Annotated in this window: 23 protein-coding genes; 7 read left to right on the forward strand and 16 right to left on the reverse strand. The window is 70.9% G+C overall.

Features of this window, described 5'->3' with window-relative positions; genetic code table 11:
* Positions 1-23 precede the first annotated feature (23 nt).
* The gene (locus OO69_RS28415; RefSeq protein ID WP_033283667.1) at positions 24-617 is read left to right on the forward strand and encodes a TetR/AcrR family transcriptional regulator; all 594 of its coding nucleotides are present in this window, start codon (positions 24-26) and stop codon (positions 615-617) included.
* A gap of 7 nt (positions 618-624) precedes the next feature.
* Here the strand turns inward: OO69_RS28415 and OO69_RS28420 are convergent, their stop codons facing one another.
* Together OO69_RS28420 and OO69_RS28425 are read right to left on the reverse strand one after the other, a co-directional pair.
* The gene (locus OO69_RS28420) at positions 625-1,320 is read right to left on the reverse strand and encodes a response regulator transcription factor (RefSeq protein ID WP_033283668.1); all 696 of its coding nucleotides are present in this window, start codon (positions 1,318-1,320) and stop codon (positions 625-627) included.
* Complete coding sequence (locus OO69_RS28425) at positions 1,320-3,314, reverse strand: sensor histidine kinase (RefSeq protein ID WP_033283669.1); 1,995 nt, start codon at positions 3,312-3,314, stop codon at positions 1,320-1,322. Before OO69_RS28425 ends, OO69_RS28420 begins: the two co-directional genes overlap by 1 nt.
* A 186-nt stretch (positions 3,315-3,500) precedes the next feature.
* On the opposite strand from OO69_RS28425, the gene OO69_RS28430 reads away from it, so the two are divergent.
* A complete protein-coding gene (locus OO69_RS28430; protein ID WP_033283670.1) occupies positions 3,501-4,067 on the forward strand; it encodes a hypothetical protein in 567 nt (188 codons plus the stop codon).
* A 66-nt stretch (positions 4,068-4,133) separates the two neighbouring features.
* On the opposite strand, the gene OO69_RS28435 is transcribed toward OO69_RS28430, so the two are convergent.
* The 7 genes from OO69_RS28435 to OO69_RS28465 all read right to left on the reverse strand — a co-directional run bounded on the left by OO69_RS28435 (position 4,134) and on the right by OO69_RS28465 (position 9,351).
* Positions 4,134-5,348, reverse strand: a complete 1,215-nt coding sequence (locus OO69_RS28435; RefSeq protein ID WP_033283671.1) for an acyl-CoA dehydrogenase — start codon at positions 5,346-5,348, stop codon at positions 4,134-4,136.
* A 6-nt stretch (positions 5,349-5,354) separates the two neighbouring features.
* A complete protein-coding gene (locus OO69_RS28440) occupies positions 5,355-6,377 on the reverse strand; it encodes a phosphotransferase family protein (protein ID WP_033283672.1) in 1,023 nt (340 codons plus the stop codon).
* Between the two features lie 185 nt (positions 6,378-6,562).
* Entirely contained in the window at positions 6,563-6,859 is a 297-nt protein-coding gene (locus tag OO69_RS28445; protein WP_033283673.1) for a hypothetical protein, read from the reverse strand.
* A gap of 324 nt (positions 6,860-7,183) precedes the next feature.
* On the reverse strand, positions 7,184-7,507 hold the full coding sequence (locus OO69_RS28450; protein WP_033283674.1) for a DUF202 domain-containing protein: 324 nt from the start codon (positions 7,505-7,507) through the stop codon (positions 7,184-7,186).
* Positions 7,504-7,896 carry a YidH family protein gene (locus OO69_RS28455; RefSeq protein ID WP_033283675.1) on the reverse strand — a complete coding sequence of 131 codons (393 nt, stop codon included), beginning with the start codon at positions 7,894-7,896 and terminating at the stop codon, positions 7,504-7,506. Before OO69_RS28455 ends, OO69_RS28450 begins: the two co-directional genes overlap by 4 nt.
* A 10-nt stretch (positions 7,897-7,906) precedes the next feature.
* Positions 7,907-8,428 carry an NUDIX hydrolase gene (locus OO69_RS28460; RefSeq protein WP_033283676.1) on the reverse strand — a complete coding sequence of 174 codons (522 nt, stop codon included), beginning with the start codon at positions 8,426-8,428 and terminating at the stop codon, positions 7,907-7,909.
* 29 nt (positions 8,429-8,457) lie between these two features.
* Complete coding sequence (locus OO69_RS28465) at positions 8,458-9,351, reverse strand: DMT family transporter (protein ID WP_033283677.1); 894 nt, start codon at positions 9,349-9,351, stop codon at positions 8,458-8,460.
* A gap of 410 nt (positions 9,352-9,761) precedes the next feature.
* Here OO69_RS28465 and OO69_RS28470 point away from each other — a divergent pair, with 410 nt between their 5' ends.
* The 4 genes from OO69_RS28470 to OO69_RS28485 all read left to right on the forward strand — a co-directional run bounded on the left by OO69_RS28470 (position 9,762) and on the right by OO69_RS28485 (position 13,865).
* Positions 9,762-10,712 carry a hypothetical protein gene (locus OO69_RS28470; RefSeq protein ID WP_033283678.1) on the forward strand — a complete coding sequence of 317 codons (951 nt, stop codon included), beginning with the start codon at positions 9,762-9,764 and terminating at the stop codon, positions 10,710-10,712.
* Positions 10,713-10,827: 115 nt separating this feature from the next.
* A complete protein-coding gene (locus OO69_RS28475; protein ID WP_033283679.1) occupies positions 10,828-12,387 on the forward strand; it encodes an APC family permease in 1,560 nt (519 codons plus the stop codon).
* Between the two features lie 115 nt (positions 12,388-12,502).
* A complete protein-coding gene (locus OO69_RS28480; RefSeq protein ID WP_033283680.1) occupies positions 12,503-13,246 on the forward strand; it encodes a molybdopterin-dependent oxidoreductase in 744 nt (247 codons plus the stop codon).
* Positions 13,230-13,865: a cytochrome b/b6 domain-containing protein gene (locus OO69_RS28485; protein WP_033283681.1), complete on the forward strand. Its 636-nt coding sequence runs from the start codon at positions 13,230-13,232 to the stop codon at positions 13,863-13,865. Before OO69_RS28480 ends, OO69_RS28485 begins: the two co-directional genes overlap by 17 nt.
* Before the next feature lie 35 nt (positions 13,866-13,900).
* Here the strand turns inward: OO69_RS28485 and OO69_RS28490 are convergent, their stop codons facing one another.
* Genes OO69_RS28490 through OO69_RS28505 form a run of 4 tightly spaced genes read right to left on the reverse strand, consistent with a single transcriptional unit; the run spans position 13,901 to position 17,674 of the window.
* Positions 13,901-14,926 (reverse strand): L-idonate 5-dehydrogenase, encoded by a 1,026-nt coding sequence (locus OO69_RS28490; RefSeq protein WP_033283682.1) that lies wholly within the window; start codon positions 14,924-14,926, stop codon positions 13,901-13,903.
* A 17-nt stretch (positions 14,927-14,943) separates the two neighbouring features.
* Complete coding sequence (locus OO69_RS28495) at positions 14,944-15,702, reverse strand: SDR family oxidoreductase (protein ID WP_033283683.1); 759 nt, start codon at positions 15,700-15,702, stop codon at positions 14,944-14,946.
* 10 nt (positions 15,703-15,712) lie between these two features.
* Positions 15,713-17,110, reverse strand: a complete 1,398-nt coding sequence (locus OO69_RS28500; protein ID WP_033283684.1) for a gluconate:H+ symporter — start codon at positions 17,108-17,110, stop codon at positions 15,713-15,715.
* A gap of 45 nt (positions 17,111-17,155) precedes the next feature.
* Positions 17,156-17,674 carry a gluconokinase gene (locus OO69_RS28505; RefSeq protein ID WP_033283685.1) on the reverse strand — a complete coding sequence of 173 codons (519 nt, stop codon included), beginning with the start codon at positions 17,672-17,674 and terminating at the stop codon, positions 17,156-17,158.
* A 130-nt stretch (positions 17,675-17,804) separates the two neighbouring features.
* Here OO69_RS28505 and OO69_RS28510 point away from each other — a divergent pair, with 130 nt between their 5' ends.
* Complete coding sequence (locus OO69_RS28510) at positions 17,805-18,506, forward strand: FadR/GntR family transcriptional regulator (protein WP_033283686.1); 702 nt, start codon at positions 17,805-17,807, stop codon at positions 18,504-18,506.
* Positions 18,507-18,510: 4 nt separating this feature from the next.
* On the opposite strand, the gene OO69_RS28515 is transcribed toward OO69_RS28510, so the two are convergent.
* From OO69_RS28515 to OO69_RS28525, 3 genes are all read right to left on the reverse strand, one after another.
* A complete protein-coding gene (locus OO69_RS28515) occupies positions 18,511-18,891 on the reverse strand; it encodes a YchJ family protein (protein ID WP_033283687.1) in 381 nt (126 codons plus the stop codon).
* Between the two features lie 18 nt (positions 18,892-18,909).
* Entirely contained in the window at positions 18,910-19,641 is a 732-nt protein-coding gene (locus OO69_RS28520; RefSeq protein WP_033283688.1) for a hypothetical protein, read from the reverse strand.
* Positions 19,642-19,705: 64 nt separating this feature from the next.
* Complete coding sequence (locus OO69_RS28525; RefSeq protein WP_033283689.1) at positions 19,706-21,049, reverse strand: M1 family metallopeptidase; 1,344 nt, start codon at positions 21,047-21,049, stop codon at positions 19,706-19,708.
* Positions 21,050-21,073: the final 24 nt, after the last annotated feature.

The raw sequence follows: 21,073 nt of genomic DNA on the forward strand, positions 1-21,073 counted from the left end.
GTCAGAAAAGGCAGGTGGCGGCAGTGCCCAGGACGACCGACGGAGACGGGGCCCCTGTCCCGCAGCGGCTCCTTGCCGCCGCCACCCGACTTTTCGCCGAGCAGGGCTACGACCGCACCTCGGTGCAGGAGATCGTCGAGGCCGCGGGCGTCACCAAGGGGGCGCTCTACCACTACTTCGGCTCCAAGGACGATCTCCTGCACGAGGTGTACGCGCGCGTGCTGCGCGTCCAGCAGGAGCGCCTCGAGGTGTTCGCGACCGCCGACGAGCCGATCGAGAAGCGGCTGCGCGCCGCGGCCGCGGACGTCGTCGTGACGACGATCGACAACCTCGACGACGCGTCGATCTTCTTCCGGTCCATGCACCACCTCAGCCCGGAGAAGAACAAGCAGGTGCGCGCCGAGCGCCGGCGCTACCACGAGCGTTTCCGCGGGCTCGTCGAGGAGGGCCAGCGCGCGGGCGTCTTCTCCACGGCGACCCCGGCCGACCTCGTCGTGGACTACCACTTCGGTTCGGTCCACCACCTGTCGACCTGGTACCGCCCTGGTGGCCCGCTCACGCCCCAGGAGGTCGCCGACCACCTGGCGGACCTGCTGATGCGGGCACTGCGGCCGTAGTACGCCCTCACGCGTCCGGTGGGCGGGTGAGCCCCGCCTCCCGGGCCCAGGCCGCCGCCTGCGCGCGGTCGGTGACTCCCAGCTTGGCCAGGACCGCCGACATGTGGTTGCTGACCGTCTTCGGGGACAGGCCCAGGCGGGTGGCCACCGTCGAGTTGGGCTGGCCGTCGGCGATCAGCGCGAGGACGTCCCGTTCGCGCGGGGTGAGCGTCGGGCACGGGTCGGGGCGGTCCGGGGGTCTGCTCAGGTGTCCGAGCACCCGCCGCGCGACCCCGGGGCCGAAGATGGCCTCGCCGGCGGCCACCGCCCGGATCGCCCGGACGATCTCGTCCTGGCCCGCGCCCTTGAGGACATAACCCAGGGCGCCCGCCCGCATCGCGGCGAACACCGAGTCGTCCTCCTCGACCATCGTGAGCATCAGCACGGCCACCCGGGGCGCCACCCGGCCGATCTCCCGGGTCGCCTCGATGCCGTTGAGATCGGGCATCCGGATGTCCATCACCACCACGTGCGGGCGCAGGGTCACCGCCGCCCGCACCGCCTCCCGCCCGCTCGCGGCGACCCCGACCACCCGCACGCGCGGGGTGCCGTCCCGCACCGACTCCAGGAGCGCGGCCAGCCCGGTACGGACCACGGGATGGTCGTCGGCGAGGACGACCCGCAGCGTGTCCCCGCCGTCCTCGCCCTCAGGCTCCAGCCCCATCACATCGCCTCTCCCAACGGCAGCGTCGCCACCACCCGCCCCTGCCCCGCCACGCACCGGCCGCCCAGCTCCGCCGCGCGCTCCTGCATCGACGTGATGCCCACGCCCGGGGTCCACGCGGTCTCCTCGTCCACCGGCGAACCGTCGTCGCACACTTCCAGGCGCAGCCCCTCGCCGATCTCGATGCGCAGGTCCACATGGGAGGCCCGCGCGTGCCGCGCCGCGTTGGTCAGCGCCTCGATCGCGATGCGGTACGCGGCCACCTCTACGGCGGCGGGCAGCGCGGGCAGCCGCTCCGGCGCCCGGACCCGCACCTCGATCGGGGTGCCGTCCGCCCGCCAGGACAGCCGCACCGCACGCTCGCGCAACGCGCCCAGCAGCCCCAACTGGTCCAGATCCGGCGGCCGTAGACCGTCCACGAGCCGCCGCACCTCCGCGACCGCGCCGCCGACCTCGGACCGCAGCTCGGTGAGCAGCGCCGCCGCCCGGTCCGGATCGAAGGTCAGCAGATTGCGTACGGCGTCCGCCTGGAAGGCGGCTCCGGCGAGGGTGGGGCCGAGCCCGTCGTGCAGGTCGCGGCGGATCCGGCGGCGTTCCTCCTCGCGGGCGGCGACGATCCGTTCGCGGGAGTGCTGGAGTTGGCGGGTGAGGTCGGTGGCGTGTAGTGCGGCGGCCAGGGGGACGGCGAGCAGCTCCAGGACGGCCAAGTCGGGGGTGGCGGGCTGCTGTTCGCCGGGGCGCAGGCCGATCACCAGCGCGCCGACCGTGCGGCCGTCGTAGTCGAGGGGTATGGCGTGGATACGTTCGCCCGGCTCGCCCCAACTGCCGTCCGTCACCCCGGACTTGGACTCCACGCAGACGTACGGCAGCCGCAGTGCCTCGCCGACCGCCTCCGGGACCGCGCCGACGCCGGTGCCGGCCAGCCGTTCGCCGATGCGGGAGACCGCGCGCACCGGGTCGTGCCGGTCGCCGTACAGGGCGCGGTCGACCATGTGCTGGAGGAGGCGGCGGGCGGGTTCGAAGGCGGCGGCGAGCGTGACGGCGATCAACGCCGGTCCGAGCAGGGCGGGGTCGGGGTTGAGGAGGGCCTGGACGGAGGTGACGAGGCCGACGTAGGTGATGGCCACGCCGACCGTGAGGGCGCCGTAGAGCAGGCTCCGGGAGACGACGAGTCGGATGTCGAGGAGCTCCTCGCGGACCACGGCGATCATGATGGCGGTCGGGAGGAACAGGGTGCAGCAGGACGTGTAGACCGCCGGGAAGCCCATGATCTGCAGGGCCACGCTCACCGCAAGCGGCAGCATTCCCGCGATGAGCCACAGGAGTCGGCGGCGGTCCTGTTCGCCGCCGCGCCGGTAGCGGACGACCATGACCGTGAACACCGCGGCCAGTACCAGGCAGGCCTTCGCGGTCTCGATGTCGCGCAGGGCGGGCATCCAGCCGTCCGGTACCGGGAGGTAGGAGGGCTGGGCCGGTGTGCCGCGGAACAGGCCCCAGTCGTCGCGTGCCCAGATCGCGAAGTCCAGTGGGGAGGAGAGGAGTTGGGCCACCAGGGCCCAGCGCCAGCGGCGGTCGGGCAGGCGGCCGTCGGGGAACAGGAAGAAGACGAGCACGAACGCCGTGGAGCTGCCGAGGATCCAGGTGTGACGGCCGGCGGTCGTGAGTGCGTGCAGCAACTCCGGTGACCAGCCCAGCCGTAGGCCCTCGACGGCCAGTCCGATCGACATCCCCGTGAACGCGTGGCCCAGCCCGTACGCGATGAGCAGCCAGCCGATGGGATTGCGCGGCCGGTGCAGCGCGATCACCGTGCCGCAGACCGGGTAGGCGAGGCCGACCGCGAGGTCGACGACCATGTCGTAGCGGATCACGTCCGCGGTGGAGACCCCGGCCGCCGCCAACGCGACCGCCCCTGCGGCCACTTGGAGTGCCGCCAGCCCCAGGAGCGCGTATGCCGTCGCCGTGCGTGGCCGGGTGCGCCCGTCGCGGTCGTCCATGCGTCCCATCGTGGGGGCGCGGCGCCCGGGTGTCCCGGGAACGCTTCCCGGTCCACCCGGGAGAGGTCCCCGGTGGTGCCCGGGGGCTTCCTCTCAACTCCCGGCCCCGGTCGCCGTGATGCTCGTAGCAGCGGAACGGCGGTTACATCGCCGGACCGATCGACAGGAACCAACGGGGGAAACACCATGCTGTCAACTAAGCGGCGCCTGACCGGCGTTGTCCTGGGCTCCCTGCTCGCCCTCGGCGGCACGGCCGCGGTGCCGGCCGCCGCGCAGACACCGGCGCGGGCCGCGTGCGGCATCTCTGTGAACGAGGCCCACATCTACCAGCGTTGGAGCGCGCTCGGTGGGGCGAGCGGTTGGCTCGGCTGTCCGACCAGCGGCACCAGGGACGTGTACCTGAACGGCGCCTACGCCGGGAAGCGTCAGTACTTCACCTACGGCACCGCCACCTGGTCGCCGCGCCAGGGCTCGAACATGGTCGTCGCCGCGTGGGAGGACCGCGGCTACGCCTACTTCAACTGGGGCACTACCGCCCCGGAGCACCACTACGACTCGTTCCTGGTCCGCTGGACGAGCGCCTCCGACCCCGGGGGCACCCAGCGGGAGTTCGGCGGCGGGACGGCCGGGCGGATCCGGGTGCTGGAGCGGAACACCGGCGCGTACGTCTTCACCGTCGAGGGCTGCGACATCGGCACCTTCGGCCACACCTGCCGGCAGGGCTGGACGCTGAAGGCGAGCACGCCCAACTGACCGTCACCTCGGGGGAGATGGGCTGGAGGGGGTGCCCGCACCCCTTCCAGCCCCTTCGCCGTGTGCCTACAGGTACTTCTTCAACTCCCGGCGCGCCAGCGACCGTTGGTGCACCTCGTCCGGGCCGTCGGCCAGCATCAGGGTGCGGGCGCTCGCGTACAGCTCGGCCAGCGGGAAGTCCTGGCTCACACCGCCCGCGCCGTGCAGCTGGATCGCCTTGTCGAGGATGCCGACGACCGTGCGCGGGGTGGCGATCTTGATGGCCTGGATCTCCGCGTGGGCGCCCTTGTTGCCTACCGTGTCCATCATCCATGCCGTCTTGAGGACCAGCAGCCGTAGTTGCTCGACCGCCACTCGCGCGTCCGCGATCCAGTTGTGGACCACGCCCTGTTGGGCCAGCGCCTTGCCGAACGCCACGCGGGAGACGGCGCGTTGGCACATCAGCTCGATCGCGCGCTCGGCCATGCCGATCAGCCGCATGCAGTGGTGAATACGGCCGGGGCCGAGCCGTGCCTGGGCGATGGCGAAGCCGCCGCCCTCCTCGCCGATCAGGTTCGTCGCCGGCACGCGCGCGTGGTCGAAGACGACCTCGGCGTGGCCGCCGTGCGAGTGGTCCTCGTAGCCGAAGACCTGCATCGCGCGCTTGACCGTGACGCCGGGGGTGTCCCGGGGGACCAGGATCATGGACTGCTGGCGGCGGATGTCCGCGCCGTCCGGGTCCGTCTTGCCCATCACGATGAAGATCTTGCAGTCCGGGTTCATCGCGCCGGAGATGTACCACTTGCGGCCCGTGATGACGTAGTCGTCGCCGTCCCGCTCGATGAGTGTCGTGATGTTCGTGGCGTCGGACGAGGCCACTTCCGGTTCCGTCATCGCGAATGCCGAGCGGATCTCACCTGCGAGCAGTGGCTCCAGCCATTGTTTCTTCTGCTGCTCGTCGCCGAACTGGTGGAGCACCTCCATGTTGCCGGTGTCCGGGGCCGCGCAGTTCAGCGCGGTGGGCGCCAAGTGCGGGGAGCGGCCGGTGATTTCGGCCAGCGGGGCGTACTGGAGGTTCGTGAGGCCGGCGCCGTACTCGGAGTCGGGGAGGAAGAGGTTCCACAGGCCCTGCCTGCGGGCTTCTGCCTTCAACTCCCCTACGACTGCAGGGGTGTCCCAGGGTGAGGCGAGCTGGGCGCGCTGTTCCTCGGCCACGGGCTCGGCCGGGTAGACGTACTCGTCCATGAAGGCCAGGAGCTTGGCGCGCAGGTCCTCGGTGTGTGCGTCGTACGCGAAGTCCATGGTGGATCAGCCCTCCTGAAGGGTGGTCAGGCCGTGCTCGATGAAGACGGGAACCAGCTCGCCGATGCGGTCGAAGCCGCGGCCGACCGTCTGGCCCAGGGTGTAGCGGTAGTGGATGCCCTCCAGGATCACGGCGAGCTTGAACCACGCGAACGCCGTGTACCAGGCGACCGATGAGACGTCGCGGCCCGAGCGGGTGGCGTAGCGCTCGATCAGCTCGGCCGGTGTGGGGTGGCCGGGGGCCGAAGCCGTGGTGGAAATGGGGGAGTTGGGGAGGTCCAGCGGGATGCTGTACATCACCAGGAGGCCCAGGTCGGTGAGCGGGTCGCCGAGGGTGGACATCTCCCAGTCGAGGATCGCCTTGATCTTGTCGTCCTCGCCGATCAGGACGTTGTCGAGGCGGTAGTCGCCGTGTACGACCGCGGGTGCGGGGGAGGTGGGGAGGCGGTGGCCGAGGGCCGCGTGCAACTCCTCTACGCCAGCGAGGTCACGGTTGCGGGAGGCGTCCAACTGCTTGCCCCAGCGGCGGAGTTGGCGGTCCAGGAAGCCCTCGGGGCGGCCGAAGTCCGCGAGGCCGACCTCGGCGGGGTCCACCGCGTGCAACTCGACCAGGGTGTCGACCAGTTCGAGCACCGCGCCCCGGGTGCGGTCGGGGCCCAGCGGGGCGAGGTCGTCCGCCGTGCGGTACGGGGTGCCCTCCACGAACTCCATGACGTAGAACGGGGCTCCGAGCACCTCGTCGTCCTCGCAGAGGAGGATGGGTCTCGGTACCGGCACGTTCGTCGGGTGCAGGGCGCTGATCACCCGGTGCTCGCGCTTCATGTCGTGCGCGGTGGCCAGGACGTGGCCGAGCGGGGGGCGTCGTACGACCCACTTCGCGGTGCCGTCGGTGACCGCGTAGGTGAGGTTCGACCGTCCGCCCTCGATCAGCCGGCCGGACAGGGCGCCGGTCACCAGGCCGGGCTGCTCGCGGTCGAGCAGGCCGCGCAGCCGGTCGAGATCGAGTCCGGGCGGGTGGTCGGGGCTCATACATCACTCCTACGAACGGGAGGAACTGGTCTCCACCCATCATGCCGACCGGTCGGTATGTCGTCCAGTGGGTGAGCGGGATGCGAAACGTGATCGGGGCCACGATAAGCCGACAGCTCCCCGCGCCGGGCGGCGGGGAGCTGTGCGTCGGTGGTTCCGGGGTGTTTCCCGTTGCGGATGTCTGCTCAGTGGTCGTCCCAGTGGCCGTCGTGCAGGGCGTGCCGGTGGCCGTCGTGGACGTAGTCGACGTGGTCGCCGTGCAGGACGCTCTCGTGGCCGCAGTCCTGGCCGTGCTGGTGCGCGTGCTCCTGGTGGGCTACGTGGCCGCCGGGCTCGCACTCGTCCCAGTGGCCGCCGTGCTCGCGGTGCAGGTGGCCGTCGTGGGCGTAGTCGACGTGGTCCTCGTGCGGAACCGCGGGGTGGCCGCAGTCCGGGCCGTGCGTGTGGGTGTGGGAGGCGTGCTCCAGGTGGAGGGTGGTCATGGTGCTCACCTTCGGAAGTGCGGGCTGTGACGTCGGACAGGGTGCCATGGGAAACGCGCATATCGGGTGATCCGGGGTGTGTTCGACCGCAGGTGTGTTGTGGGGTCGGGGTCGTGGCGGTACGGCCGGCCCGCCGCCTCGGGGCCCTTCGGTTTGTCACCGTGGTGGGGCGGGGTTGGTGCCGGGTACGCGGCGGGCTGCGCCGTACCGCCACGACCCGCTCCCGTCTCGTCGGCGGCTGCGGGTGCGTGGGGCATCCCGGCTCGCTTAGGCGTCTCGCTGTGCGGGTGTTGCCCATCCCGGTGCCGGGGCGTCTCCCGCGTCTCAATACACGAGCACGGCCGCGCATACCGCCACGGCCACCGTGCACAGCACCGCCGCGCTGGCGTGGCGTGGGGCCAGGGTTGGTGGGATGCCGCCGGAGGCGAGGGTGCGGATGCGGTGGTGGGCCACCGTGAGGAAGCCGAGCCAGAGGGTGCAGCAGAGGGCGCAGATGATGATGTCCTCGGTGTGGACGCCGCCGTGCAGTGTGGCCTTCACGGCCAGGACGGCGGCCACCGTGCTGGAGAGGGTGGTGCGGCGCCAGGCGAGGCGGGTGCGTTCGGGCTGGAGGCCCGGGTCGCGGTCCGGGGTCGGGGGGCGGGTCATCCGGCCCAGCCCGCCAGGACCACGACGACCATCGCCACGGCCACGATCGCCACGGCGATGCCCAGGAGGGCGGGGAAGCGGGAGACCGGCAGGTCCTCGCCCCGGCGCATCGCCCGTTCGCAGCGGACCCAGTGGTTGACCGCGCGGAGGGAGCACAGGACGCCGGCCGCGAGGAGTGCGAGGGCCAGGCCGACGCGCCAGGCCCAGCGCAGGTGGGGCAGGAACTGGTCCACCGCGAAGCCCCCGCCGATCAGTGCGAGGGCGGTGCGCAGCCAGGCCAGGAAGGTGCGCTCGTTGGCGAGTGAGAAGCGGTAGTCGGGGGTGGCGCCCTCCTCGCTGATCTCCTGGGGTGCGAACCACAGCCGGACGTTCCGTGCGAAATCGATCACGGGCTGGACCCTATCCGGCCGTCTGTTCCCGGTGCGCCTTGAGGCGGGCGTAGGCCGCCAATCCGTCCGGTACCCATTCCCAGTCGTTCAGCCGTCGCTCGATCTCGCCCTCGTCGAGGAAGTCGTGCCACGCGACCTCCTCGATTTGTGGGCTGACCGGCACGTTGCAGCGCACCTCGTACACCGCCGACCACCAGGTCCGGCCGGCGCCGTCGTCGTAGAGGAACTTGAAGAGGAAGGTGGGGTGGGGCAGGCCGTCGACTCCGAGTTCCTCCTCTGCCTCGCGCAGTGCCGCGTCGTCGTAGGACTCGCCCGCTCCCACCACTCCGCCGACGAACATGTCGTACAGGGACGGGAAGACGAGTTTGGTGGGGGTGCGGCGGTGGATGAAGACGCGGTCGTGTGCGTCGCGGGTCTGGATGAAGACCGCTCGGTGGCGTAGGCCCTGTGCGTATGCCTCGCCTCGGGGGGACTGGCCTATGACCTGGTCCTGCTCGTCGACGATGTCGAGGATCTCGGCAGCTGGGTTCATGCCCTCATCAAAACAGGGGGCGGGCTGTCTCAGTGCGGCTGGAGGGCCGGGGTCTGCTTCGGCTTTGTCGTGCCGCGGGGCATCGCGGGGTGCATGCCCAGGAGCAGGATGCCTACGACGATTCCGGCCAGGCCTACCGCTTCCCAGGCCAGTGCGCCGGTGTCTGCGCGGAGGCGGTCGCCCAGGAAGCCCACTCCGCAGATGATCCCGGCCAGTGGCTGGGCCGCGGTGAGGGCCGGCAGGGACATGCGGAGGGGGGCTGTTTCGAAGGCGCTCTGGACCAGGACCAGGCCCGTCACGCCGAGGGCGAGTACGCCGTACGGCTGCCAGCCCGTGAGGAGTTCGGTGAGGCCGCCCTCGGTGAAGCGCTGGCCGCTGACCCGGGTGAGCGCGTCCTGGACGCCGTAGAGGAGACCGGCCGCCAGGGCCAGGAGGACCGGGGCCGAGCTGAGGCGGGAGCGTTTGGCGTACGTCGTGAGGAGGAGGGCCAGGCCCACCATGATGCCGATGATCAGCCAGTGGCGGAAGGGGTCGGTGACCGCCGTGCCGCTGCGTGGTTCGCCCGCGACGATGAACGTCGTGACGCCGCCCGCGAGGAGTGCGAGGCCCGCCCAGCCCTGGCGGCCTAGGGGTTGTCTGGTCTGCTTGCGGGAGAGGGCCAGGGCGAAGAGGAGGTTCGTCGCGAGGAGGGGTTCCACCAGGGAGACCTCGCCCTTGCTGAGCGCTATCGCGCCGAGCACCATGCCCGCGATCATGAGGCCGATGCCGCCGAGCCAGCGCGGTACCCGCATCAGGTCGAGGAGCAGTCTGGGGGAGAGGAAGTCGCTCAGGGGTGCCTGCTGGGCCACGTTCTGCTGGAGCACGAACCCGAAGCCGAGGCAACAGGCCGCACTCACGGAGAGCATCAGAACCAGAAGGGACACGCGCGTACCTCGATCGTCAGGCCGGGCTACGGGATGCGTTTGGGCGACTGTAGCGCCCCAGGGCCCGGCTTGCCCCTGGGAGTACCCGGAAGCGGGCGGTTGCTCCGGTCACGATGCTCTGACGACCGTGGGCACGATCGGAGGCTGCGGCGGGACCGTGCTTCCATCGTCCGCCGCCGCGCGCCCGAGCGCCATGGCCTACGCCACACCGGTGACCCGCGAACGGTTGGCAGCGTACCGTCCCGGGTAGGGGCTTGGGCCACAAGTGCCCCTTCTGTAACGGAAGTTGACAGGTGTAACGGTGGTGCGGCACTTGACGTGAAGTATTGGTGGAGGGTTTGCTGTGCGTGATCGGTCGATGGCAGGCCGATGTCCCGCAGCGTCGCGTGAGGATCGTGAGGAATACCCGGGTGTCCCCACCCCCGCCACCCCTCGGACGCCGCCACAAGCGCGCCTCCCAGGCCTTCGACGCCGCGCTCGACGACGCTGAACTCGTCGCCGCGCGGGCCGCGTTGGCCCAGGGCCGCTGGCAGGCGGCGCGTGGTCTGCTCGCCCAGACGGGCGACGACTGGGACGCCCGCGCCCACCGCGTCACCGTGCTCGCCCGGGAGTCCTACACCGCCGCCTGGGCCCGCGACTGGCTGCTCGCCGAACCCGAGTCCGGCGACGCCTCCGTGCTGCTCGCCCTGGCCATGGTCCAGCGCACCCTGGCGGGCAAGGAGAAGCCGGTCCGTGCTCGCGAGGCCTGCCGTACGGCCTCCGCCCGGCTGCCCGACGATCCGACACCCTGGCTCGGACTGCTCCTTCTGGAGCACACCCTCGGCACCGACGAGGGCGTGCTCCAGCTCTTCGACGAGGTCCGCCACCGGTATCCCGACCACCACCACGCCCACCATCTGATGGTGGCCCGGCTCGCCGAACGCCGCGCCGACGCGGGTGTCGACCCGCTGCACGAGGTCTACGACTTCGCCTACTGGGCCGCCGAACAGGCCCCGGCAGACTCCCCGCTCGCCATCCTGCCGGTCATCGCGCACGCCGAGCGCTACCGCGTGCTGGCCGCCGCCGGCCTCGAACCCGCCGACCCGGCCGCCTCCGGACACTGGACCGGACGCCGGGCCCGGCAGGTCATGAAGGCCGCCTTCGACTGGTGGCTGGAGTGGGAGCACGAAGGCCACCCGCGCCGCCTGGTCGACCTCAACTTCCTTGCCCACGCGAAGTGTTGCGAGGGGCGAAGTGCTGAGGCCGCCGCTCTGTTCCATCGCATCGGGGAGCATCCGACCCCGGCCCCGTGGTCCTACCCGGACCGCGACCCGCTCACCGCCTTCCGTGCCGCGCGCGACAGCGCGCTCGGGACGTCGTAACGCCCCCGTACCAACGATTCGGCAGCGATGAAACGCACCCGTGGCAACGCTGCCGTAGCGAAGTAACGCAACCGTAGCAACGCCCCCGTAGCGACCCCGAAAGGACGTTCCCGCCATGACGACGGGCAGTTCCAGTACGAGCAGCGCCACCTCGGACGGCGGAGGTAGCAGCAGCGGTATCAGCACCTTCAGGGGGGAGGAGCGCGCCCTGCGCGCCGACCGCCTCGGCACCGGGGGCCTGCTGCTCTCCGTGCTCGCCGCGACCGCACCCCTCATGGTGGTTGCGGGTGTCATGCCCACCACATTTGCCGTGATGGGGATCGAAGGGCAGCCGCTGCTGTTCGTCCTCCTCGGTGCCGTCCTCGTCCTCTTCAGCGTCGGCTACGCCGAGATGAGCCGGCACGTCCACAACGCGGGCGCCTTCTACGCCTACATCTCCCGCGGCCTCGGCGGCACCGCCGGCGCGAGCGCGGCCCTGGTGGCGCTCGTCGCGTACAACGCCCTCCAGGTCGGCATCTACGGCATCTTCGGCTTCGAGGTCTCCGGGCTGTTCTCCACCTACGCCGATCTTCAAGTGGCGTGGTGGATACCGGCGTTGGTGGCCGTGGCCGTCGTCGGCGGACTCGGCTGGCTGAAGATCGACGTCAACGCGCGCGTGCTCGGCGTTCTGCTGATCATCGAGGTCGCGCTCGTCGTCATCTTCGACATCGCCGCCGTCGCCGACCCGGCCAAGGAGGGCCTGTCCCTGCACGCCTTCAACCCGGACACCCTCAGCGGCGCCGGCGTCGGCACCGCCCTGTGCTTCTGCATCGCCGCGTTCCTCGGCTTCGAACAGGCCCCGGTCTACGCCGAGGAGACCAGCCGCCCGCACATCCTGGTGCCGCGCGTGATGTTCCTGGCCGTCGGCGGTGTCGCCGTGTTCTTCGCGCTCAGCTGCTGGGCGCTCACCGTCGCCGCCGGACCCTCGCAGATCGTCGGCGTCTCCCAGAAGCAGAGCGCCGGACTGCTCTTCTACCTCACCGAGTCGCGGCTCGGCGGCACCTTCACCGACGTGCTGCACGTCCTGTTCGTCACCGGCATGTTCGCGGCCATGCTCAGCTTCCACAACGTCGTCGCCCGCTACGCCTTCGCCATGGGCCGCGAGGGTCTGCTCCCGTCCGCGTTCGGTCGTACGACGGGTTCGAGCGGCGCCCCGGGCACCGGCTCGCTGCTCCAGACCGCCGTGTCCGCGGTGATCGTGGTCGCCTTCGCGATCGCCGACGACAAGCCCACCGGGGACCCGACCGAGCCGGTGCTGCACCTGTTCACCTGGTTCGGCAACATCGGCGCGCTCGGCGTGATCCTGCTGATGGCCGCCGCCTCCCTCTCGGTGATCGTCTTCTTCGCCCGCCGCGGATCCGCCGGCGCCCAGGCCTGGCGGCTGGTCACCTCGGCGCTCGCCGGCATCTCGCTCATCGTCATCGCCGTCTACACGGTCAAGGACTTCGACGTCCTGGTCGGCGCGGGCCCCGGCTCGTCCCTGAGCTGGATCCTGCCCGGCATCGTCGTCCTGGCCCTGCTCGTCGGCCTGGCCCAGGGCCTGTTCCTGCGCGCCCGCAACCCCGAGGCGCACGCCCGCATCGGGCTCGGCAACGAGGCGTTCCAGCTGGAGAAGGCGGCCGGGGAGGCGTCGTAGCGCGTCCACGTCCTTCGAGCGGATCTCTGAGAAGCACGTAAGAAGTGGTTACGGAAGTCTGACGGGCACCCGCTATCCCTGGCCGCGCTGGGGTCGCGGGTGTTCGAATGACTTCGTGAAACCTGAACAACCCGAGTCCGAGGGTGAGGAGAAGGCGGAGGGCCGGCCGCTCGGCCGCCGGGTCCTCCTGGGCACTCTGGGCCTGGGCGCCCTCGGAGTCGTCACCGCGCCCGCGCTGCAGAAGGGCATGGAGGGCTTCCTCGGTGCCGTCTCCGGCAAGGACCCGACCGGGCTGACCGGACTGCTCCCGAACGGCGGCGGCTTCCGCTACTACTCGGTCACCGCGTCCGTGCCGAACAAGAACGCCGAGAACTACCGGCTGACCGTCGACGGCCTGGTCGACAAGCCGACGTCCTACACGCTTGCCGATCTGCGCGCGCTGCCGCAGACCCGGCTGGTCAAGGACGTCCAGTGCGTCACCGGCTGGCGGGTCCCCGGGACCCCCTTCGAGGGGGTGCGCCTGTCCCGGCTCCTGGACGCGGCGGGAGTGCGTGCAAAGGCCGGGGCGGTGCGCTTCACCTGCTTCGACGGCGCCTACACGGAGAGCCTCACCCTCGACCAGGCCCGGCGCTCGGACATCCTGGTCGCGCTGCGCATGCAGGACAAGCCCCTGGGCCACGACCACGGCGGCCCGGTCCGCCTGTACGTCGCCCCCATGTACTTCTACAAGTCCGCGAAGTGGCTCTCCGGCATCACGGTCACCGAGCATGTGAAGCCCGGCTACTGGGAGGATCGGGGCTACGACGTCGACGCCTGGGTCGGCAAGTCGAACGGACGCGACGATGACCCTACGAGCTGAAGCCCACGCCCCGCAGACGGAACCCTCGGCCCGCGTCCGCCGCTTCGGCCGCACCGAGCGCTGGGTGCACCGGACGACGGCCGCACTGATGGGCGTCTGCGTGGCCACCGCAGCCTGCCTGTACATCCCAACGTTCGCCGAGCTGGTCGGCCGCCGCGACCTGGTCGTCCGTATCCACGAGTGCGTCGGACTCGCGCTTCCCGTGCCCGTCCTGATCGGCCTGGTCTCCCGCGGCTTCCGCGTCAACCTCGGCTTCCTCAACCGCTTCGGCCCGCACGACCGCGTCTGGCTGCGCGGCGCCCTGATGCGCGACAAACGCCGATCGGCGCGCCCGGCGGGCAAGTTCAACGCCGGCCAGAAGATCTACGCCAACTGGATCGCCGGCGCCACCCTGGTGATGCTCGGCACCGGCCTGATGATGTGGTTCACCCACCTCACCCCGATCCAGTGGCGAACCAGCGCGACCTTCGTCCACGACTGGCTCGCCCTGACGATCGGCATCGTGCTGGGTGGACACATCGGCATGGCCCTCGGCGACCCGGAGGCCAGGGCGGGCCTGCGCACCGGGTCGGTGAGCCGGGAGTGGGCCAAGCGCGAACACCCGCTCTGGAAGCCGTAGTTGAATCCCTTGGGGTGAGGTGCCGGTCGCCCCGCTCAGCCCTCGAAGTCCAGCAGCACCTTGCACGACCGGCTCCGGTCGGCCGCCAGCGCGAACGCCGATTCCGCCTCCCGCACCGGCACCACCGCACTGACCAGCGCGTCGAACGCGGGCTCCACGGCGAGGAGTTGAAGCGCGTCGTTGAACTCCTCGTCGAAGCGGAACGCGCCCCGGAGCTCGATCTCCCTGCTGACGACCAGGTTTCCGGCGAACGGGCTCTGCCCCGGCGGCAGCATCCCGAGCTGTACCACGACCCCGCCCCGCCGCACGAGCCGCAGACAGGTGTCGAGCCCGGCCGCGACCCCGGACGCCTCGATGGCCACGTCCACTTCGGACGGCCACCCGGAGTCGTCCGGATCGTCCGCCCGTACGACGGTGTCGGCACCGGCCGCCGTGGCGTACTCAAGTGCCGCCGGGAGCAGGTCCGTTACCGTCACGTGGGCCGCACCGGCCGCCTTCGCCGCCGCGACGACCAGGCAGCCGATCGGGCCCGCGCCGGTGACCAGCACATGGCGTCCGGTCACGTCCCCGGCGCGTCGTACGGCGTGCAGGGCGACGGAGAGCGGTTCGGCGAGGGCGGCCCGGCGCAGCTCCAGGCCAGCCGGGATCGCCCTCAACTGCTCGGCGGGGACGGTGACTTGGGCCGCGAAACCGCCCTGGACGTGCGGGTAGCGGGCCGCGCTGCCCAGGTACGCGGTGTCCCGGCAGACGTTCCGGCGGCCGTCCACGCACTCGGGGCACACCCCGCACGGCGTGGCCGGGTGCACGGCAACCGCCGTACCGGGGACGGGACCTGTGGCTCCGGGGCCGTAGGACACGACCGTGCCGACGACCTCGTGGCCGAGCAGCATCGGTTCCTTGAGGCGGAAGTCGCCGACGCCGCCGTGGCGCCAGTAGTGAAGGTCGGAGCCGCAGACGCCGCCGTAGCGGACGGCGACCAGCGCCTGGCCGGGGCCGGGCTCCGGGACCGTCAACTCGTCGACCCGCAGGTCGTCCTGACCATGAATCACACAACCCAGCATGTCTGGACCCGCTTTCTCTAGAGCACGCTCGTCATGCCGCCGTCGACGTACAAGATCTGTCCGCTCACGAAGTCCGCGGCGGGCGACGCCAGGAACAGCACCCCGCCCACCAGGTCCTCCGTACGGCCCCAGCGGCCGGCCGGGGTCCGCTTGCGCACCCAGGCGCTGAACTCCTCGTCCTGGACGAGGGGTTGGGTGAGTTCCGTCTCGATGTAGCCGGGGCCCAGGCCGTTGACCTGGACGCCGCTCGGGCCCCAGTCCGCGCACATGCCCTTGGTGAGCATCTTCAGGGCGCCCTTGGTGGCCGCGTAGGGCGCGATGCCGGGGCGGACCACCTCGCTCTGCAGCGAGCAGATGTTGATGATCTTCCCGTGGCCGCGTTCCGTCATCCGGCGGGCCGCCTCACGGCCGACCAGGAACGCGCTGGTGAGGTTGGTGTCGATGATGCGGTGCCAGTCGGAGTCGGTGAACTCCAGGAGCGGGGCGCGCAGTTGCATGCCCGCGTTGTTGACCAGGATGTCGAGTGGGCCGACCCGGTCCTCGACGTCCGCGATTCCGGCGGCAACTGACGGGCCGTCGGTCACGTCGAAGGCGGCGGTGTGGACATCGCCGGAGAGTTCGGCGGCGGCCTTGGTGAGGCGTTCGCCGTCGCGGCCGTTCAGGACGACCGTGCAGCCGGCCTCCAACAGGCCCTGGGCCAGGGCGAGTCCGATGCCCCGGCTGGAACCGGTGACCAGGGCCGTACGGCCACTGATGTCGAAGAGAGGATGACTCATTCCCGTACCCCTAGATGATCAGCGAGAGGAGGAGGACCAGTCCGCCGGCGACGACCGAGATGATCGTCTCCATGACGGACCAGGTCTTGAGGGTCTGGCCGACGCTCAGGCCGAAGTACTCCTTCACCAGCCAGAAACCGGCGTCGTTGACATGGCTGAAGAAGACCGAGCCCGCGCCGATCGCCAGCACGAGCAGGGCGGTGTGGGCCGTCGACATGTCGGCGGCCAGCGGGGCGACCAGACCGGCCGCCGAGATCGTGGCCACCGTCGCCGAACCGGTCGCGAGCCGGATCGCCACCGCGATCAGCCAGGCCAGCAGCAGCGCCGGGATCGACCAGTCCTTGGAGATGTCCAGGATCATCTGGCCGACACCGGAGTCGATCAGCGTCTGCTTGAAGCCGCCGCCCGCGCCGACGATGAGCAGGATGCCCGCGATCGGCATCAGGCCCTTCTCGACGGTCGTGGAGAGCCTGTCCTTGGTGAACCCGGCCGGGCGGCCCAGCGTGAACATGCCGACGATGACGGCCGCGAGGAGCGCGATCAGCGGCGAGCCGATCACGTCGAAGACGCGCTGCACGGTGTGCTCGGGGTCGTCGATGATGATGTCGACCAGGGCCTTGGAGAGCATCAGCACGACCGGCAGCAGGATCGTGGCGAGGGTCGCGCCGAAGCCGGGACGGTTCTTCACGTCCTCGGACGGGCGGGCCGGGAGCATCCGCTCGGGCGCCTGGACGTCCACCCAGCGGGCGGCGACCTTCGAGAACAGCGGGCCCGCGATGATCACCGTCGGGATCGCCACCAGCACACCGAGCGCGAGAGTGAGACCGAGGTTGGCCTTGACCGCGTCCACGGCGACCAGCGGGCCGGGGTGCGGTGGGATCAGCGCGTGCATGACCGACAGGCCGGCCAGCGCCGGGACGCCGATGCGCATGAGCGAGTAGCTGCCGCGCTTGGCGACCATCAGCACGACGGGGATCAGCAGCACGATGCCGACCTCGAAGAACAGCGGCAGCCCGATCACGGAGGCGATGAGCACCATCGCCCACGGCATCGACCGGGGGCTCGCCTTCGCGAGGATCGTGTCGACGATCTGGTCCGCGCCGCCGGAGTCGGCGAGCAGCTTGCCGAGGATCGCGCCCAGCGCGATCAGCACGCCCACACCGGCGACGGTGGAGCCGAGCCCGGTGCTGAAGCTGGTGATGACCTTGTCCAGCGGCGCCCCGGCGAACGCGCCGAGCGCGAGCGAGCCGATGGTCAGCGCCAGGAAGGCGTGCATCTTGAACTTGGTGATGAGCAGGACGATGACGGCGATGCCCGCCAGTACGGCGATGCCCAGCTGAGCGTGGCCGGCCGAGGTGATGGGCTCGACGGGGTCCGCTGCCAGCATCTCGACGCTGAGTCTGGTCACGGTGATTTCCTTGCGGATACGGGGAGTTGGGGGGGAGGGGCGGTACTAGGAGGTCGGCTCGGGGACCTGCTCGAGCGCGGTCATGGCCCGCTCGGCGATCTGCTCCGGGCTGCCGGTGACGTCCACGGCGACGCCCGCCTCGTCCGCCTCCAGCGGCTGGAGCGTGGCGAACTGCGAGTCGAGCAGCGCGGTCGGCATGAAGTGCCCGTGCCGGTGCGCCATCCGGTCCTCGATGAGCGCGCGGTCACCGGTGAGGTGCACGAAGACGACCCCGGGAGCCGCGGCCCGCAGCCGGTCGCGGTACGACCGCTTCAGCGCCGAGCTGCTGACGACCCCGCCGAGCCCCGCGCGCCCGTGTGCCCAGTCGCCGATGGCGTCCAGCCACGGCCACCGGTCCTCGTCGGTCAGCGGGACGCCGGCCGACATCTTGGCGATGTTGGCCTGCGGGTGGAAGTCGTCGCCCTCGGCGTACGGAACGCCGAGCCGGGCCGCGAGCAGGGGACCGATGGTGGTCTTCCCGGTGCCCGCTACGCCCATGACCACGACGACATGGGGGGTACGCATCGCTGCCTCACTGTCTCCGTCGACACCTGATGTCGATCCCACTGAAACCGATTAGGTACGACGAATTCAAGAGTCTGTGACATATAAGTCTGACTTTTTGGTTCCGTGACGCGCCCCGTACGCTGAGTGCATGACCACTCCGGGCCGCGGCTTGCACGGCCGTGTACTCGACTCCCTCGGCCCCGCCATCACCGCGGGCGAGTACCCGCCGGGCAGTGTCCTGCGCACGGACGAGCTCGCCAAGGACTTCGAGGTCTCCCGCTCCGTGATGCGCGAGGCGGTCCGCGTCCTCGAATCCATGCATCTGGTCGAGTCCCGCCGCCGGGTCGGCGTCACGGTCCGCCCCAAGGCCGAGTGGAACGTCTACGACCCCCAGGTCATCCGCTGGCGGCTGGCCGGCGCCGACCGCCCCCAGCAGCTGCGCTCACTCACGGTGCTGCGCTCCGCCGTCGAGCCGATCGCGGCGGGCCTCGCCGCCAAGTTCGCCACGGCGGAGCAGTGCGCGGAACTCACCGAGTGCGCGATCGGCATGGTCGCCAACTCGCGCGGCCACAAGCTGGAGGCCTACCTCGTCCACGACGTGGCCTTCCACCGGGTGATCCTGGCCGCCTCCGGCAACGAGATGTTCGCCCGCCTCGGCGACGTGGTCACCGAGGTCCTGGCCGGCCGCACCCACCACGAGGTCATGTTCGAGGACCCCGACCCGGCGGCGGTGACCTTGCACGTGCAGGTCGCGGAGGCGGTGCGCGAGGGCGACGCGGTGCGGGCGGAGACCCTGACCCGCGAGATCACGGTGGGCGCGCTTCAGGAACTGGACATCCTGGCGCCGTAGAGCCTCAGTCGTCGAGGAACTCCCCGTCGAGGTACACCCAGGCGCCGTCGACCCGCTCGAACCGGCTCCGCTCATGGATGGCGCCGCCCTGGTACGAGGCCCGGAACGTGACGGTCCCCGCGGAGTGGAACGCCGAACCGCCACCCGTGTCGAGGATCTCCAGCCCGGTCCAGCGCATCCCCGGGTCGAGGTCCAGGGGAGCGGCGGGGCGCGTCCGGGGGTGCCAGGTGCGCAGCAGGTAGGGCGCGTCCAGCCGCACGAAGGCGGTGTAGCGCGAGCGCATCAAGGCCTCGGCGGTGGGGGCGGCGGCGCCGGAGTGGTACCGGCCGCAGCACTTCTCGTAGGGGTCGGGGAGGCCGCAGGGGCAGTTGGTGCGTGGGGTCATGGGCACATTGTGCCGGGGCTACGTTCGCGGGCGTTCGGGGGTGACGCGGAGGGGCAGCCGGACGTAGGCGTCCTCGGGCAGCCTCACCTCCTTCTCGCGGGTGAGGGTCGCGCAGGCCAGGAGCGGCAGCGGCTCGGCGCTGGGAGGGTCGGTGTCCTCGTACGCGGGTGCGGCGCCGATGAACTCCACGAGGAGCGCGCCGGTGACCCGGGTGCCGATCTGCCGTACGAAGTTCGCCGGGAGCGTCCACTCGACTCCCTGGTGCAGGATCCCGCCGGGACTGCGGTGCACTCTCTTGACGAACCACTCCTCGTCCCGCATCTGCGGCGCGCTGCGCGCCCTCAGATGGGCCGCGGCGGACGTCATCGCGTTGATCTCGGGGAAGCCGGCCAGGTCGGCCGTGATCTTCCCGGCCGCCTCCAGGACGGGTCCGGCCGCCCGCAGGTCCCTGGCCAGGGTGTTCCGCCACGCCCGCTCGTCCGCCACCGGCGGCAGGTGGTACACGACGGCCTGGACGTCCTTCACCCGCCAGCCGCTCATGGCCGGGAACAGCAGCGTGACCTTCACGGACGGCGCTTCGTCCCCGGAGTACCCGAGCGACCACACGTAGAGATACCCGGTGAAAGGGCGCGCGGTCTCCGCTCCCGTGGCGAACATCTGCTCCAGCGGGACGGACTGCGGCTCGGTCTCCCCGTAGACCTCCAGCCACTCACCCGTCTCCGCGAACCCCCGGCCCCATGCGGCTGCCATGACCCCACCCCCGTGAAGTCACTTGATACTCCGTCAGTTCCCCACGCGCAACGGAGCCGACACCTCAGACCGCGATCCCCGTCTCCGCCGAGGGCATCGGCGGCAACGCCCCCCGGTACACCCACGCGTCGAAGAGCTGGTCCAACGGCTCGGAGGTGAACCGGGACGCATGCGCCGTGAACGTCGCTGTCGTCACCGTGCCGTTGCGGTGCTGGTTGGCCCAGCCGCGCAGCATGCGGAAGAACGCGATGTCGCCGAGCGCGCAGCGCACCGCGTGGACGGTGACGCCGCCGCGTTCGTAGAGGCGGTCGTCGAACATGGACTTGCGGCCGGGGTCGGCGAGCCGCAGATCCTGGGGGAGCGTGGAGAGCAACCGGTGCGCGGCGGCGGCGTGTTGATGGGCCGTACGGCCGCCCGAGCGCTCGGACCACAGCCACTCCGCGTATTTGGCGAAGCCCTCGTTCAGCCAGATGTGGCGCCAGTCCGCGATGGAGACGCTGTTGCCGAACCACTGGTGGGCCAGCTCGTGCGCGACGAGCCGTTCCGAACCCCGGGCCCCGTCAACGTGGTTGGCGCCGAACAGCGACAACCCCTGTGCCTCGACGGGGACATCGAGCTCTTCCTCCGTCACGACGACCGCGTACTCGTCGAAGGGGTACGGCCCGAAGATGTCCTGGAACAGCTCCATCATCGCGGGCTGCCGCGCGAAGTCCCTTGAGAATTCCGGGAGTAGGTCGGAGGGGATGTGCCCGTGCTGCGGCACCCCGCCCAGACCCGGGTCGCCCAGCAGCACCGTCTGGTACTTGCCGATCGACAGGCCGACGAGGTAACTCGACGTCGGTGCCGACTGCTCGTACACCCAAGTGGTCGTGGAAGCCTTGGTAGTTCGGGTCAGGAGGCGGCCGCCCGCCACCACCGCGTACGCCGACGGCGTGGTGATCGAGATCTGGTACGACGCCTTGTCCGCGGGGCGGTCGTTGCACGGGTACCAGGACGGCGCCCCGATCGGCTGGCTCGCCACCAGCGCGCCGTCCGTCAACTCCTCCCAGCCCAGGCCGCCCCAGGGGCTGGCGACCGGCTTGGGGTTGCCCGACCAGTGGACCTCGACAGTGAACGCGGCACCGGCCCGCAGCGGCTTCGCAGGGCGGACACGGAGTCGGCCGCCGCGGTGCGTGTAGTGCGGCTGACGGCCGTCCACCCGGATCCGGCCGATCTTGAAGTCGCCCAGGTTCAGCTGGAATTCGGGCAGCGGCGCACGGCCCGCTATGGCGTTGATGCGCGCCGTGCCGGAGAGACGGTTGGGGCCGGGACGGTAGTCCAGCGCGAGCTCATAGCGGTGCACCCGGTAGCGGGCATCGCCGTTTGCCGGGAAATACGGGTCCGGACCCGCCGCCTGCTGAACGGTCACTGCTGCGTCTGCTCCCTGCGCTGT

The organism is Streptomyces sp. NRRL F-525 (genome assembly GCF_000716605.1).
Classification (GTDB): domain Bacteria; phylum Actinomycetota; class Actinomycetes; order Streptomycetales; family Streptomycetaceae; genus Streptomyces.